Origin of the sequence: Rhodanobacter umsongensis (assembly GCF_042654965.1) — a bacterium.
Taxonomy (GTDB): domain Bacteria; phylum Pseudomonadota; class Gammaproteobacteria; order Xanthomonadales; family Rhodanobacteraceae; genus Rhodanobacter; species Rhodanobacter umsongensis.
The window spans coordinates 199,853-214,893 of the sequence record NZ_JBHSMK010000004.1 but is presented as its reverse complement, the minus strand read 5'-3'; the positions used below and the strand labels follow the sequence as shown (position 1 = coordinate 214,893).

The 15,041-nt window shown below is 66.7% G+C and carries 10 protein-coding genes; 7 read left to right on the top strand and 3 right to left on the bottom strand.

Features of this window, described 5'->3' with window-relative positions:
- Nucleotides 1–12: 12 nt before the first annotated feature.
- Both ACFPME_RS08335 and ACFPME_RS08330 read right to left on the bottom strand, forming a co-directional pair.
- On the bottom strand, nucleotides 13–930 hold the full coding sequence (locus ACFPME_RS08335) for a hypothetical protein (RefSeq protein WP_377304062.1): 918 nt from the start codon (nucleotides 928–930) through the stop codon (nucleotides 13–15).
- 295 nt (nucleotides 931–1,225) lie between these two features.
- Nucleotides 1,226–2,113, bottom strand: a complete 888-nt coding sequence (locus ACFPME_RS08330; protein ID WP_377304060.1) for a 5'-nucleotidase, lipoprotein e(P4) family — start codon at nucleotides 2,111–2,113, stop codon at nucleotides 1,226–1,228.
- Between the two features lie 124 nt (nucleotides 2,114–2,237).
- Between ACFPME_RS08330 and ACFPME_RS08325 the strand changes: the two genes are divergently transcribed.
- The 6 genes from ACFPME_RS08325 to gltS all read left to right on the top strand — a co-directional run bounded on the left by ACFPME_RS08325 (nucleotide 2,238) and on the right by gltS (nucleotide 11,579).
- Entirely contained in the window at nucleotides 2,238–3,284 is a 1,047-nt protein-coding gene (locus ACFPME_RS08325; RefSeq protein ID WP_377304057.1) for an AI-2E family transporter, read from the top strand.
- A 144-nt stretch (nucleotides 3,285–3,428) separates the two neighbouring features.
- Nucleotides 3,429–4,331 (top strand): LysR family transcriptional regulator, encoded by a 903-nt coding sequence (locus tag ACFPME_RS08320; RefSeq protein ID WP_377304055.1) that lies wholly within the window; start codon nucleotides 3,429–3,431, stop codon nucleotides 4,329–4,331.
- A gap of 325 nt (nucleotides 4,332–4,656) precedes the next feature.
- Nucleotides 4,657–7,146, top strand: coding sequence for a TonB-dependent receptor plug domain-containing protein (locus ACFPME_RS08315; protein ID WP_377304053.1), 2,490 nt, complete (start codon nucleotides 4,657–4,659; stop codon nucleotides 7,144–7,146).
- Nucleotides 7,147–7,333: 187 nt separating this feature from the next.
- Nucleotides 7,334–9,055: a gamma-glutamyltransferase gene (ggt, locus tag ACFPME_RS08310; RefSeq protein ID WP_377304051.1), complete on the top strand. Its 1,722-nt coding sequence runs from the start codon at nucleotides 7,334–7,336 to the stop codon at nucleotides 9,053–9,055.
- A 176-nt stretch (nucleotides 9,056–9,231) separates the two neighbouring features.
- Nucleotides 9,232–10,281, top strand: a complete 1,050-nt coding sequence (dgcN, locus tag ACFPME_RS08305; protein ID WP_377304049.1) for an N-acetyltransferase DgcN — start codon at nucleotides 9,232–9,234, stop codon at nucleotides 10,279–10,281.
- 77 nt (nucleotides 10,282–10,358) lie between these two features.
- Complete coding sequence (gene gltS, locus ACFPME_RS08300; RefSeq protein WP_377304047.1) at nucleotides 10,359–11,579, top strand: sodium/glutamate symporter; 1,221 nt, start codon at nucleotides 10,359–10,361, stop codon at nucleotides 11,577–11,579.
- A 19-nt stretch (nucleotides 11,580–11,598) separates the two neighbouring features.
- On the opposite strand, the gene ACFPME_RS08295 is transcribed toward gltS, so the two are convergent.
- Nucleotides 11,599–13,581, bottom strand: coding sequence for a UvrD-helicase domain-containing protein (locus ACFPME_RS08295; RefSeq protein ID WP_377304045.1), 1,983 nt, complete (start codon nucleotides 13,579–13,581; stop codon nucleotides 11,599–11,601).
- A gap of 105 nt (nucleotides 13,582–13,686) precedes the next feature.
- On the opposite strand from ACFPME_RS08295, the gene ACFPME_RS08290 reads away from it, so the two are divergent.
- On the top strand, nucleotides 13,687–15,018 hold the full coding sequence (locus tag ACFPME_RS08290; RefSeq protein WP_377304043.1) for an NAD(P)/FAD-dependent oxidoreductase: 1,332 nt from the start codon (nucleotides 13,687–13,689) through the stop codon (nucleotides 15,016–15,018).
- Nucleotides 15,019–15,041 lie beyond the last annotated feature (23 nt).

Sequence of the window (15,041 nt, the reverse complement as noted above, 5' to 3'; positions counted from 1 at the left end):
CGGTTGCGCCGTTCAGTCCACGGTGACCGCGCTGCCGGCAGTCCCGGCCGGTGCCGGCTGGGTCGCCTGCAGGTGTGCCTTGCGCGCGTTGTCCAGCATGTCCTCGCTATACCAGCGGCCATCCTGCTGCACCAGCTTGGATTCGGTCGACAGCGGCTTGCCGAGCAAGGTGTAGTCGACCCTGACCACGGCGTGACCATGTCCGCTGGACACGGGCGTGAACCGGACCGAGTTCAACGTCTCATCCACTGGCAGGCCATAGATGCCCAGCAGCTGCTTGAGCCCCGCATAGCCGGTGGCGTACTTGCCCATCGCGGCGTCGAAATCCATCGTGCGCAGCTGCTCCGGGGTCTTCAGGTCGAGCTTGCGCGCCGTCGCCACCGCCACGCCGATGGCCTGCTTCGCCTTGGCCTGGTCGAACCATGGCGTCTGGCGTACCCACGGCGCGAGTACGTCGATCACGCTGCCGGCCTGCGCCTTCTGTGCGTCGCTGAGGCTCTTGCTCTGCGACACGCCGCTTTTCACCAGTGCTTCGCCCACGCTGACCAGCACCGGCAGTTGATCCTTATACTGCTGCTGCATGCTGGCCAATTTCGGCTGCAATTCGGCGTACAGCTTGGCTTCGGCGTCAGCCCCGGTGAGCTTCTGCATCGTCTCGCTGAAGCGGACGCGATCCTCGGCGGAGATCGGCCGTGGATCCCGCTGGTGGCGGCTCCAGTCGGCCCGCAGGTTGGCGTAGTCGGCCGGCGGCAGCGCGTGCTTCCACAGGCCGTTGAAGTCTCCGGCCTTCAGCAGGTCGACCGAAGCCTGCAGCGCGGCCTCTGGCGTGCTGCCACCGGACTGGGCGGTTTCGTCCCTGCCATGACAGGCGCTCAGCAACAGCGCGGCGAGCAGCGGCAGCAGCAGGTGTCGCAGGGGGGCAGGACGCATGGGGGTTCTCGCGGTAATGGGCTGCATGGCGACGGAGGTCGCGCAGGGGCGTGATCGCGCAGCGTAAGCGCCACGATGGCCCGGAAACAAGCGCAGGGCAAGCCGCAAAAAGAAAACCCCGCGGGCCTGGGCCGCGCGGGGAAATCCGGCAGAGCCGGAAGGGAAATGGCCTCGCCCGCAAAAAGGTTGGTCAGCAGGTGTTGGCAGACGAAATATTACTTGTTCGTTAACATTAAGGCAATACTTTTGTTATGCACTGTAATTGAATGATTTAAAAGAGAAATATTCCACCATTCTATGGGTAGCGCAACGCGTTGATCTTTTGCCGGCGCCGATGTTCGGGCGTCGCGCTCCAGTCGTTGCCGAACAACGCCGGCTCCCACGAGCCGTAGGCGGCGTTCGGCAGCACGAACCAGCGCGTGCCGATCCAGTCCAGATACGGCGCCATCGCCTTGCGACGACCGTCGCGGGTATTGGCGGTCACCGTCACGAAATCGCCGATCTGATCGCCGAACTGCATCAGCACGCGGTAGGCGCGGGCCACCCGCTGGCGCCGGCAGCCTTTTTCCGTGCCGACCTGCTCGCACCCTTCGACGAACGTACCGAGGCCCAGAAATGCCTCCGGCCCGGACACCGGCAGGCCGGCCTTGCGCAGGTTCGCCAGGGTGACCTGATCCAGATCCTTCGCGCGGTTGGAAATGTAGATGACGGCGATGCCATGGCTGGCGGCAAACCGGGTGAATTCGACGGCGCCCGGTAGCGCGCGAGCCCGCTCCTCCTTGCACCACGCCGCCCAGTCGGCCTCGTTGAACTCGCCGCCGCTGCGGACCAGCCCGGCCTGGTAGGGCGAGTTGTCCAGCACGGTTTCATCGACGTCCAGCACCACCGCCGGCTTGAGACGCCTGCTTGACGGTGCACGGTCGTCAGCGGCCAGCGCGTTCCAATGCGGGTCCTTCAAGGCGGCCAGCAGACGCGACTGGGCGTCGCGATAGGTCTGCAGGTAAATCAGGTCGTGCTCGATCGCAGTCTGGGTCCAGAGCACGGCGTTGAGATTGTCATTGGCGGCAACCGCAGCCAGCGGTGCGGCGGCAGTCCGGGGCGCAACAACGGGCCCGGAAGGCACAGCCGCACAACCGGACAACAGGGCGAACGCGAGCAGGATCGCGGAGAAGCGCAATGGCATGCAGTGATCCTTTGAGCGGGGCGTTGCGAAACGATGAACAGAGTTTACGACAGCCGTGTGGCAGGGCTGGCAGCGTTCGCGTGCTGCTGACAGACTGCGGCTTCCGCCCCACGGTCCCGCCCGCATGGATTCTCCCTTGCCCGCCTCGAGTTTCCCTGCTTCGAGCGAGCCCACGCCCGCCATACGCTATGCGAGCTACGTGCTGGCCGCGCTGGCCCTGACGGCGATCCTCGCCATCCATCTGCTGTCGGCGTTGCTGGCCGGGCTGCTGGTTTACGAACTGGTGCGGGCGATGACGCCCCTGCTGGGCCGGCGCATTTCCGGCGCGCGCGCGCGCGTGGTGGTGGTGGCGTTGCTTGGTGCGATCGTGGTGGGTTTGCTGATCCTGCTGATCCTCGGCGCCATCAGCCTTTTCCACAACGAGATAGGCAACCCCGAATTGCTGTGGCAGCAACAGCTGATGCCACTGGTGGAGAAGGCACGCCAGCAATTGCCGCCGATGCTGGTCAACAACCTGCCGGACAGCGTCGAGGATTTGCGGGTGGGCGCCGCCGAGCTGATGCGCAAGCATGCCGGCACACTGCAACTGGCCGGCAAGGAGGCGGTGCGGGGGTTCGTGCACATCATCATCGGCCTGATCCTGGGTGCCATCATCGCGCTCAGCCGGGCGCGCCCGGCGCACCAGGTCGGCCCGCTCGCCATGGCGCTGGGCATGCGCTGCCAGCATCTGGCCGTGGCGTTCCACAACATCGTGTTCGCGCAGATCAAGATCTCGCTGATCAATACCGTGTTCACGGCGATCTTCCTGCTCGTGTTGCTGCCGCTGCTGGGCATTCACGTGCCGCTGGCCAAGACGCTGGTGGTGGCGACGTTCGTGGTCGGGCTGCTGCCGGTGCTGGGCAATCTGATTTCCAATACGGCCATCGCGATCGCCGGGCTGTCGGTGTCGCTGGGCGTGGGCATCGCCGCGCTGGTGTTCCTGATCCTGATCCACAAGCTGGAATACTTCCTCAACGCGCGCATCGTCGGCACGCAGATCCGCGCCCGTGCGTGGGAGCTGCTGGTTGCCATGCTGCTGATGGAGGCCGCCTTCGGCCTGCCCGGCGTGATCGCCGCACCGATCTATTACGCTTATCTGAAAAGTGAACTGGAAGCGGAGCGGCTGTTGTAGAGCGGTCGATCCGCGCGATCGCGCCATGCCGGGCATCTGCTGGCCGCGCGGCCATCGCGAAACTTGCGCCGCCCTGGCTCGTATGGTGCACTCGGGCACCAGCGTCGAAATGACTCAGGCCTTTTCGAGGGGCGAAAACCCGACATGCGTCTGCGCCATATCGAGCTGTTTCATGCCGTGCTCACCACCGGCAGCCTCACCGGCGCCGCGGATCTGCTGAATGTTTCGCAGCCAGCGGCCAGCAAGGCGCTGCAGCACGCCGAAACGCAACTTGGCTTTGCCCTGTTCTGTCGCGTGCGCGGCCGTCTGCAGCCGACGCCGGAAGCCCTGCTGCTGCGCCATCGCGTCGAGAGAATCATCCAGGACCTGCACGATCTGCAGCGTCTCACCGCCAACATCGGCCGTCCGGAAAGCGAGCCGTTGCGGGTGACCTGCACGCCCACGCTGGCGCATGCACTGGTGCCCGATGCGACGACGCAGTTGCGCAAGACATTTCCGGGCAGCACGGCCCAGTTGTTTACCCAGCACTCGGCGGAAATGTGCGAATCGCTGATGCTGCACGAGGCGGACATCGGCCTCACGCTGCAATCGGCCAGTCACCAGGGGCTGCGACAGGAACCGCTGTGCCACGGCCACGTCATGGTCATTGCTCCGCCCGGCTGGTGGTCGGCCGAAGAGCTGGCGCAGCCGTTGCCAGTGGCCGCGCTGGCCGGCCAGCCCATGGTCGGCATCGCGATGCAGGATGCGCTTGGCCGCATGCTGCAAAGCCACCTGACCCAGGTGATTCCGGCGCCGCAGACCTCGGTCTGGGTGCAGACCTATCAGCTGGCCTATTCGCTCGTCGCGCAAGGTGCCGGCCTGGCCCTGGTCGACCCCTTCACCGCAACGCGCGGTGGCGGGGAGATCGTGCAGACGCGTCCCTTGAAGCTGAAGCTGGACGTCGTGCTCTATGCGGTCTACCGGCAAGACAGCCCGCTGAATCCGTTGCAGAAACATTTTCTCGATCTGGTGCGCCAATTGGCCCTGCAGATGCTGGCGCCGGCCTGAAGGCATGCATTTCCCCGGTCAGCCCATGCTGCGGGGCTCGTCGAGAAACCCGCAGCGCACCCACAACCTTCAGTTATGCAATGTGCCGGTCTTTTCATTGGTGACGCCCGCGCGCCTGTGACTATGCTCGACCCGCGGTCGTGGGGTGGGCGGATGTCCGGCCGAACCGCACCGCGACCACGAGCGAGCCACCCTGCACGGCTTCACCGTATCGCAGCATCGAAGGGGCTTCGGGATGATCTGCAGGCGGATATTCGTCGACGGACCGAGCCAGGCGACCGCCCTGATCCACGATGACATAGCGGCAAAACACTGGGGGAATGCCATGAACAAGCGTCCCGGCCGGATCACTCCGACCTTGCTGGCTGCGGCTGTGCTGCTTGCGCTCGTCCGCCCCGCAGCGGCGCAGAACGCAAGTCCGCCGGCGTCCGGCGCGGTGCCTGCGCAGACCCCGACCGAAACGCCGGCCAGGGTGAGGAACCTGGGTCCGGTGGTCGTCACCGGCACGCGTGCGGGCAACCGCACGGAAAGCTCGTCGCTGACGCCCATCGACGTGATCTCCGCCGACGTGCTGAAGCAGACCGGCACGATCGACCTCACCCAGGCGCTTGCGCGCGCGATCCCCTCGTTGAACTTTCCGTTTGCGCCAGCCTCGGACACCTTTGCGTTCCAGCGGCCATTCCAGTTGCGCGGTCTGTCGCCGGACCAGGTGCTGGTGCTGGTGAACGGCAAGCGCTGGCATTCCGGCGCGCTGCTGCTGAGCCTCGGCCAGATCGGCCAGGGCTCGCAGGGCATCGACCTCAACACCATCCCGATGTCCGCCATCGATCATGTCGAGGTGCTGCGGGATGGCGCGTCGGCGCAGTACGGTTCGGACGCACTGGCCGGCGTCATCAACATCATCCTGAAGAAAGGTGCCAAAGGCGGCGACGTGCAGGCCACCGGCGGGCAGTATTCGGCCGGTGACGGACGGCAATGGCAGGGCTCGGCCAATCTCGGTTTCCCGCTGGGCGGCGACAAGGGCTGGATGCGCTTCGCCATGGAGAAGAGCAACCAGAGCCCGACCAATCGCGCCGGCGTGGACCGCCGCCCCGGCTTCAGCCAGCTGGGCCCGAAATTCCAGTTCGGCGCGGTGTCGTTCAAGAACCAGAACCTGCTGCTCAACACGCAGTACGACATCAGCCCCGGCGTGCAGTTCTACGCGTTCGGACACTATGGGCGCCGCGTCGGCGAACCGCGCGGATTCTTCCGCTACGGCACCAATACGCCGAGCCCGAACAACGCGTTGATCGGGCTGGTCTATCCGGACGGCTTCCTGCCGAAGGAACACGGCGTCTCGATCGACCGCTCGCTGGTCGCCGGGCTGCGCGGGGTGGCGAACGGCTGGCACTGGGACGTCAGCGCGAACTACGGCGGCAACCGGGTCTTCTACAGCACCCTCAACACCACCAACTACGCGCTGCTGAACGATTTCGGCAGCAGCCCGACCGGCTTCCACGATGGCACCCTGACGGCAACGCAGCAGACGTTCGATATCGACATTTCCAAGGAGATGCGCGCCAGCTGGTTGCCCAACCCGGTCACCGTGTCCTTCGGCACGCAATGGTTGCGCCAGGCCTATAACGTCGAGGCCGGCGAGCCGGGCTCGTACTACGTCGGCACCTCGGGCGTGCGCGGCGGCGCGCAGGGCTTTGCCGGCTGGGGTCCGCAGGATGCGATGTCGGTGGCGCGCAGGGATCTGGCCGAGTACGTGCAACTGGAAACCAACCTCACGGACAAGCTGGGCGTTTCGCTGGCCGCGCGCCACGAGGACTATTCGGACTTCGGCACCACCACCTCCGGCGCGCTGTCGGCCCGCTTCGACTTCACCGATACGTTCGCCCTGCGTGGCAGCGCCTCGACCGGTTTCCGCGCACCGACGCTTGGGCAGCAGCACTATTCGGAAACCACCTCGGCCTCCTTCGGCGCCGGCAATTCGCTGGGCCTGCCGCCGGGCATCTACCTGCGCGGCCTGGTGCCGGTCGGCAACCCCATCGCCGTGCTGCTTGGCAGCGAACCGCTGAAGCCCGAGAAATCGCGCAATTACACCTTCGGCATGGTGTGGAATCCGAGCGATGCGCTTAGCCTGAGCATCGACGCCTACCAGATCAGCGTCAGCGACCGCATCGCGTTGTCGAGCTCGATCTCCACGTCGACGCCGGCGGTGAAGGACTATCTCGCCGCCAACGGCGTCACCAACCTGCAATACAGCGGCATCGCCTACTTCACCAACGCCGGCGATGTGCGCAGCCAGGGCGTCGACTGGGTCTCCAGTTACCGCAGCGACTTCAGCAACGGCGGCACGCTGATGACGACACTCTCGGCGACGTACAACAAGAACAAGGTCACCGGCGTGCGGCCGAACCCGGCCGTGCTCGATTCGCTGGGTGCGATCTTCCTGCGCCTCAACCGCAGCGCCACCAAGGGCCTGCTGGCGGATACCGCGCCGCGCAGCAAGGTCATCCTGACCGAGACCTACAACTTCGGCCGCTGGGGCGTGACCGGCACCGCCACGCGATACGGCCGCATCACCTCGTATGGTTCGACCAGCTATCTGAACGATCAGGTGTATCCGCACAAGTGGATCATCGACCTGGCGTTGAACTACAACCTGGACCAGTGGACGTTCACCGTCGGCAGCGACAACGTGCTCGACACCTACCCGGCGAAGACCCGGCAGGACAGCGATCAGAACGGCGCCTTTCCGTATTCGTCGAGCTCGCCATTCGGTTTCCAGGGCGCGTTCGTGTACGGCAAAGTCATGTACCACTGGTAGGCCCGGGTCCGCCCGCCATGAAAGCCCCGGCGATACCGGGGCTTTCGCTTTCCTGCAGCCGTTCACAACCGCCAGTTATGCAACGCAGCGGTCTTTTCATTGGTGGCGCCTGGCCACCAGTGACTATGCTCAACCATCCCGTGGAGATGCACGAATGTCCGATCGAAACACGCCGCGATCCCCTGCCATGAGCGCCTGCCGGACAACCGCGCACCGGCCCGCGTTGCGCTGGTGCCGGCCCGTCCTGGTGATGGCGATCGCGACGTTCAGCGTGCTGACGTTTGCGCGCGACGCCGCACCATCGAAAACCGCCGCGATCGCCAGCGCCAATGCCCTCGCCACCGAGGCCGGTTTCGAAACCCTGGCCAAGGGCGGCAACGCGGTCGATGCCGCGGTTGCCGTGGCCACCTCGCTGTCGGTGGTGCAGCCCGAAGCCTCCGGCCTGGGTGGCGGCTTTCTTGCGCTGATCCACGATGCGGCCACCGGGAAAAACACGTTCATCGATGCGCGCGAGATGGCGCCCAAGGCCGTCAGCAGCGCGGACTACGTCAACAAGGACGGCAGCCCCAATCGCGACACCTCGCTCAATGGCCCGTTGGCGGCCGGCATCCCGGGCTTGCCGTCCGGCCTTGCCTTCATGTCGGCGAAATACGGAAAGCTGCCGTTGACCGTGTCCGTGCGTCCGGCGATCCGGCTCGCCGAGGATGGTTTTCATCCGACCGGCGCGCTGGTGCATTCGATCGCGCACACCCGCGATGTACTGCAGCGCTATCCGGCATCGGCGGCCAAGTTCCTGCCCGGCGGCCAGGTGCCGGCGGTCGGCGATCTGTTCCGCGACAGGGATCAGGCGCGCACGTTGAAGGCGTTTGCCGAGCAGGGCGCCAGGGGTTTCTATACGGGCCCGGTGGCCGCGGAAATGGTCGCCGCGGTGAAAGCGGCCGGCGGCACCTGGACGATGGCCGACCTGGCCAGCTACAAGGCCAGGGAGCGCGCGCCGATCGAGCTGCAGTACGCCGGCTACAAGATCGTCACTGCGCCGCCGCCGTCGTCCGGTGGCGTGGCGATCGCGGAGATGCTGAACATCCTGGCGGGCATCGACCTGAAGAACATGGATCAGGTGCATCGGATCCATTACACCGTCGAGGCGATGCGCCGCGCGTTCCGCGACCACAACGAATACCTGGGCGATCCGGACTTCGTGAAGATGCCGCTGGACATGCTGCTATCGCCGTATTACGCCGATGGCCTGCGGCAGAGCATCCTGCCGGAGCGGGCGACCCAGTCGTCGTGGTTGCCGGCCGCGCATGCGCCGCAGCCGGGCATGCACACCATGCATTTTTCCATCATCGACAAGGACGGCAACATGGTGTCCATGACCGCCACGGTCAACACCACGCTGGGCTCCAAGTTCGTCGCCGGAACCACCGGTGTGCTGTTGAACGACGAGATGGACGATTTCGCCCTGGTCGCCGGCAAGCCGAATGCGTTCGGCCTCATCGGCGGGTCCGCCAACGCGCCGGTCGGCGGCAAGCGCATGTTGTCCTCGATGTCGCCGAGTTTCGTGATCGGCAAGGACCGCCTGCTGGTGATCGGCTCGCCCGGCGGCTCCACCATCATCACCCAGGTGCTGGAAGGCATTCTCGCGTTCGTCGACGGCAAGACCGCCAGCGAGATCACCGCGCAGAAGCGCTTTCACCACCAGTACCTTCCCGACCGCGTGGACATCGAGCCGGGCAGCCTTTCCGCCGGCGTGGTCGACCAGCTCAAGGCCATGGGCTACGAGATCAACGACAAGGACACCTGGGGCAACATGAATGTGGTGACGTGGGACAAGGCCACGAACATCAAGGCGGCCGCCAGCGATCCGCGCAACCCCGCCGGCCTCGGCAAGGTCGAAGCCATGCATTGACGCATCGGCCGGCGGTGCCGGAAGGCCGAGTCCGGCAAACCGGAGATCCGGCTGGCTTGCGGATCGCCGACACGGCTCGGTCCCGGTCCGGTTGGACCACGGCCTTGCCGCACGGCGGTCGACACGACATCCCTCATCTATTCGACGGCGCAGCCGTCAAGTGGAGTACCTCTTTCATGTCGAACCATGGCGATGCGACCCTGCCTGCCCACTGGGGACCGCCTTATCTGCTGTACCTGGGCAATCCGGCCGACGATCTGGCCATCAAGACGGCCAGAGGCGTGGCTTTCTGGCGCCCCGAATGGTGCGTGGGCCAATACCGCCATCGCGACTGCGCGCTGACGCTGGGCCTGCCCGACATCGGCATGGCCGAAGCCAGGGCCCGGGGCGCGAACACCCTGATGATCGGCACCGCGAACGCCGGCGGCACGATGGCGGCGGACATCGTGGCCGATGCCGTCGCGGCGCTCGACGCCGGCCTCAACGTGGTCGCCGGCCTGCATCAGAAGCTGCGGGATAACGCGGACATCGTGGCGGCGGCACGACGCAACGGCCGCATGTTGTTCGATGCCCGCGACCCGGCGCCCGGCATACCGGTCGGCAATGGCCGTCCGCGCGCCGGTCGACGGTTGCTTACGGTGGGCACCGACTGTTCAGTCGGCAAGATGTACACCACGCTGGCGCTGGAGCGCGCCCTGCGGCGGCGCGGCTGCCCGGCGGATTTCCGTGCCACCGGCCAGACCGGCATCTTCGTCGCCGGTGCCGGCGTGCCGGTCGATGCGGTGGTTGCCGACTTCATCTCCGGCGCGGTCGAATGGATTTCACCGGCCCGCAACGACGGCGGCTGGGACCTGATCGAGGGCCAGGGCTCGCTGTTCCATCCGTCCTACGCCGGCGTGTCGCTGGGCTTGCTGCATGGGGCCCAGCCCGATGCGCTGGTGCTGTGCCATGAGCCGACCCGGCGCCACATGCGCGGCCTGTCCGGCTATCCGCTGCCGGAACTGAAACGCTGTCTGGAGGCCAACCTCGTTGCAGCACGTCTGACCAACCCTGCGGTCAAGGCCGTCGGCGTCGCGCTCAACACTTCCGGCCTGCCGGCCTCGGAGGCGCTGGCAGCCTGTCAACGGATCGGCGATCTGCTGCAGCTGCCCTGCCAGGACCCGGTCGCTATGGGCGTCGAGGACATCGTGGACAACCTGCTCGCGCCGGCGTTCCGGGGCGGATGAGATGATCGCCGTGCACACGCGCACCCCGGGTGGTCGCGCGTCGACGGCAAGCCGCCGCAGCCGAGGGGAGCATCAGCGTGTTGACACTTGACCCCATCCAGACCGTGGCCTGCGGCGGCGTGTTCCTGATCGTCGGCTACGCGATCCGGGCGCGGGTGCCGCTGCTGTTGCGCTTCAGCATCCCGGCGCCGGTGATCGGCGGCTTGCTGGTGGCGCTGGCGCTGCTCGTCTGCCGCCAGTGGGACATCACCCCGGTGCGCTTCGATACGACGTTCAAGCAGCCGTTGATGATTGCGTTCTTCACCGGCATCGGCTTCAACGCGAGCACCTCGCTGCTCAAGGTCGGCGGCCGCCAGATCGTGCTGTTCCTCGGCCTCGCCACCGCGCTCGCCGTGGTGCAGAACGTGGTGGGCATGGCGCTGGCCACGGTGTTCGGGCTGCCGCCACTGTTCGGCGTGATCACCGGCTCGGTCACGCTGGCCGGCGGCCCCGCCACCGGCCTGGCGTTCGCGCCGCTGTTCACCGCCGCCGGCGTGCAAGGTGCGCCGAGCGTGGCGCTGGCCAACGCGATGGCCGGCATCGTCTTTGCCTCGGTGATCGGCGCGCCGCTGGGCACGATGCTGATCGAGCGCCTCAGGTTGCGCACGCCGCGCTCGCTGGACCTCGCCGATGGCGTGCCGGCGGCGCCGCAAGCGGTGCCGCTCGCCGTCACGGCACCTGTCGTTAGCGCCGAGGAGCAGGCCTACGCCGGGCTCCGCAGTTTCGTGGTCATCCTGCTGGCGATGGGTATCGGTGCGTGGATCAGCGGTGGGCTGGGCGCGTTGGGGCTGACCCTGCCCAGCTACATCGGCGCCATGCTGGTGGGTGCGCTGATCCGCAACGTCGACGACCGCTTCGGCTGGTTCGGCCTGTCGCCGCGCAGCATCGACGTGATCGGCAGCGCCGCGCTCTCGCTGTTCCTGGTGGTCGCCCTGATGGATCTGCACCTGTGGGATCTTGCCGGGCTGGCCACGCCGCTGCTGGTCATCCTCGGCGCGCAGTCGATCGTGGTCATGGCGTTCTGTTGCTGGCCGCTGCTGCGCCTGATGGGGCGCGACTACGACGCCGCCGTCATGGCCAGCGGCTTCGTCGGCTTCATGCTCGGCACGACGGCCAACGCCGTGGCGGTGATGAGCTCGCTGACCGAGCGCTTCGGGCCCGCGCCGCGCGCCTTCCTGGTGGCGCCCATCGTGGGCGCGTTCCTGATCGACTTCACCAACGCCATCGTCATCACGGTCTTCCTCAACGGCTGGAGCTGAGGCGCAACGGCGAAGGCGCCTACCCGCCCGCCAGCATCGCGGCGATCTTCGCCATGTGCGACTGCGCGGTCTCGCGAGTCACTTCCTTGTCCGCCTCGGGGTCCTTGCCCTGCCAGTGCAGGTCCACCTGCGGCAGCTCGTGCAGGAAGCGACTGGGCTGGTTGGTGTGGACTTCGCCGTAGCGCTTGGTTTTCGATGACCAGGACAACGTCAACAGTTCCTTCGCGCGGGTGATGCCGACGTACATCAGGCGGCGCTCCTCGTCGATGCGGCCTTCGTCGATCGCACCTTCATGCGGCAACGTGCCGTCCTCGCAGCCGACGATGAAGACGAAGCGGAACTCCAGCCCCTTGGCCGCGTGCAGGGTCATCATGCGCACCGCGTTGCCCGGCTCGTCGCGGTCGGCGTGGCTGAGCAGGGCCAGTTGCGAAGCGAGGTCGCCGGCGCTGTTGCCGCCCTTCTGCATTGCACGGAACCAGTCGGCCAGTTCCTTCAGGTTGCCCAGTTTGCGCTCGCGCGCGCTGGCGTCGGGTGTGCCGGCCGCGATCTGCGCGGCGTAGCCGGTGCGTTTCAGGATCAGCTCGACCAGGTCGGCCGCGTTCTCGTGCAGCGAAGCGCTGCGCAGCTCATCCAGCAGGTTGGCGAACGAGGCCAGCGCGGCGGCCGGGCGCGGGGTGAGCTGGCGCAGCACACTGTCGCTGCGGGTGGCATCGAGCAGGGACGATTGACGGGATTGCGCGATCTGGCCCAGCTTCTCCAGCGTGGTCGCGCCGATCTCCCGCTTCGGCACGTTGACCACGCGCAGGAACGCGGCGTCGTCGCTGGGATTGGTCAGCAGGCGCAGGTAGCACAACAGGTCCTTCACCTCGGCGCGGTCAAGGAAGCTCAGCGCGCCGGTGAGGTGATAGGGGATCCGTGCCAGCCGCAGGGCCTTCTCCAGCGGACGCGCCTGGAAGTTGCCGCGGTAGAGGATCGCGATGTCGTGCCAGCGCGCCTTGTGCTTCTCCGCCAGCGTGGTGGCGATCGCGGCGACGTGTTCGGCCTCGTGTTCGGCCTCCTTGCATTCCAGTACGCGGATCGGCGCGCCTTCGGGATGCTCGCTCCACAGCTTCTTTTCGTGCAGGTGCGGGTTGTTCGCGATCAGCGCGTTGGCCGCGCGCAGGATGCGCTTGCCGCAACGGTAGTTCTGCTCCAGCTTGATCACGCGCAGGCTGGGCCAGTCGCGGCCGAGCTGGTCGATGTTCTCCGGGTTGGCGCCGCGCCAGGCGTAGATCGACTGGTCGTCGTCGCCCACGCAGGTGATCCCGCCGCGCTCGCCGGTCAGCACTTTCAGCAGGCGGTACTGCGCGTCGTTGGTGTCCTGGTACTCGTCCACCAGCAGATAGCGCAAACGCTCGCGCCAGGCATCGCGGCACTCGGCGTCGGCCTCGAGGATGCGCAGCGGCAGCCGGATCAGGTCGTCGAAATCCACCGCGTTGAACGCGGCCAGGCGCTGCTGGTACAGGTCGTAGATGGTCGCTGCTTCGAGTTCGCGCGGGCTGCGCGCCGCAGCCAGTGCTTCCTCCGGCGACAGCCCGCCGTTCTTCGCGCGGCTCAACAGGTTGCGCAGACCGAACAGCACGTCGTTCTTGATGCCCTTGGGTGCCAGTTCCTTGACGATGCCGGCGCTGTCGTCCGCGTCCAGTACCGAGAAGCCGCGGCGCAGGCCGGCGCGCGCGTGCTCGATCTGCAAGAACTTCAGGCCCAGCGCGTGGAACGTACTGACCGTGAGCGCAGCCGCGTCCTCCGCGCTGACCAGCTTGGCCACGCGTTCGCGCATCTCCTTCGCCGCCTTGTTGGTGAAGGTGATGGCGGCGATCTTCGAGGGCGCCAGATGCTTGCGGGCGATCAGGTACGCGATCTTCTGGGTGATCACGCTGGTCTTGCCGGAACCGGCGCCGGCGAGCACCAGCAGCGGGCTGTCGCAATGTTCGACGGCGGCCAGTTGTTGCGGATTGAGCATGGATCGAAAGACGGGCGAGGCGGTGGTCGATGGTAACAGAGCACCGCTGGCGCACTCGCCGGCTTCGGCCATAATCGGCCATACGACAGTCAGCGGGGGAGTGGCATGGCGGAGCAGGAAGTCGAGCAGTGCGATGTGGCCGTGATTGGCGGCGGCCCGGGCGGCAGTACCGCCGCGGCGCTGCTGGCGCGGCGTGGCTACAAGGTGATCGCACTGGAAAAGGCGCATCACCCGCGCTTCCATATCGGCGAGTCGCTGCTGCCGATGAACCTGCCGGTGTTCGAGCGGCTCGGCGTGCTGGACAAGGTGCGTGCGCTCGGCGTGTTCAAGCCCGGCGCGGATTTCGAGGCGGACAACGAGCGCGGCTACAACACCTACGCGTTCGCCCGCGCGATCGGCCAAAGCCCGCCGCATGCGTACCAGGTGTGGCGGCAGGATTTCGACAGGATGCTCTACCAGCACGCGCGCGAAAGCGGTGCGGATGCGCGCGAAGGACACGAGGTCACCCAGGTCGAGCAGCGCGGCCCGCGCGAAAGCTGGCTGGACGTGGAAACCGATGACGGGCGCAGTTACCGCGTCCAGGCACGCTATGTGGTCGACGCCAGCGGCCGCGACGCGCTGCTTTCGGCAAAGAAGAAATTGCGCCGCAAGAACGACCAGCACCAGAGTGCGGCGATCTTCGGCCACTTCCGCGGTGCCGAGCGCCGCGTGGGCGAGGACGCCGGCAACATCAGCATCTACAGCTTCGACCATGGCTGGATGTGGATGATCCCGCTGCCCGACGGCGTGATGAGCGTAGGCGCGGTGTGCCGACCGGATTACCTGAAGCAGCGCAAGGGCCGCACGCTCGAGTTCCTGTTCGACACGCTGAAGCTGAGCCCGGCCTTGTGGGGCCGCGTGCAGCACGCCGAGCTGATCGACGACGAGGTGCGCGTCACCGGCAACTACTCCTACGATTCGCGTTGCATGGCCGGCCCCGGCTGGATCCTGGTCGGCGATGCGTTCGCGTTTCTCGACCCGGTGTTCTCCTCCGGCGTGTATCTGGCGATGAGCGGGGCGGAGCAGGCGGTCGAGGTGGTCGATCAGGCCCTGCGCGAGCCGCGTCGCGAGACGACGCTGCAGCGCAAGCTCGAAAAGCGCCAGCGCGCCGCGATGGCGCGCTTCTCGTTCTTCATCTACCGCTTCAACGGGCCGGTGATGCAGCAGATGTTCCGCCAGCCGCGCAACACCTGGCAGCTGGAGCAGGGCGTGATCTCGATGCTCGCCGGCGACCTGTTCGACACGCCGCTGGTATTGCGCAAGTTGCGCCTGTTCAAGCTGGTCTACGCGATCAGCGTGCTGCGCGACTGGCGCCGCAGCCGCGCCGAGCACAAGTACCGGCTGGCCCAGGCACGCGCGCAATTCACCGGCGGCAATACGCCCCTGGACAAGGCGTGAGCGCCAACCCGTTGCAGTAGCCG

Excerpts from the sequence above, each read along its gene's own strand:
- ACFPME_RS08335 (WP_377304062.1), bottom strand. The coding sequence starts at position 930 with ATGCGTCCTGCCCCCCTGCGACACCTGCTGCTGCCGCTGCTCGCCGCG.
- ACFPME_RS08330 (WP_377304060.1), bottom strand. The coding sequence starts at position 2,113 with ATGCCATTGCGCTTCTCCGCGATCCTGCTCGCGTTCGCCCTGTTGTCC.
- ACFPME_RS08325 (WP_377304057.1), top strand. The coding sequence starts at position 2,238 with ATGGATTCTCCCTTGCCCGCCTCGAGTTTCCCTGCTTCGAGCGAGCCC.
- ACFPME_RS08320 (WP_377304055.1), top strand. The coding sequence starts at position 3,429 with ATGCGTCTGCGCCATATCGAGCTGTTTCATGCCGTGCTCACCACCGGC.
- ACFPME_RS08315 (WP_377304053.1), top strand. The coding sequence starts at position 4,657 with ATGAACAAGCGTCCCGGCCGGATCACTCCGACCTTGCTGGCTGCGGCT.
- ggt (WP_377304051.1), top strand. The coding sequence starts at position 7,334 with ATGAGCGCCTGCCGGACAACCGCGCACCGGCCCGCGTTGCGCTGGTGC.
- dgcN (WP_377304049.1), top strand. The coding sequence starts at position 9,232 with ATGTCGAACCATGGCGATGCGACCCTGCCTGCCCACTGGGGACCGCCT.
- ACFPME_RS08295 (WP_377304045.1), bottom strand. The coding sequence starts at position 13,581 with ATGCTCAATCCGCAACAACTGGCCGCCGTCGAACATTGCGACAGCCCG.
- ACFPME_RS08290 (WP_377304043.1), top strand. The coding sequence starts at position 13,687 with ATGGCGGAGCAGGAAGTCGAGCAGTGCGATGTGGCCGTGATTGGCGGC.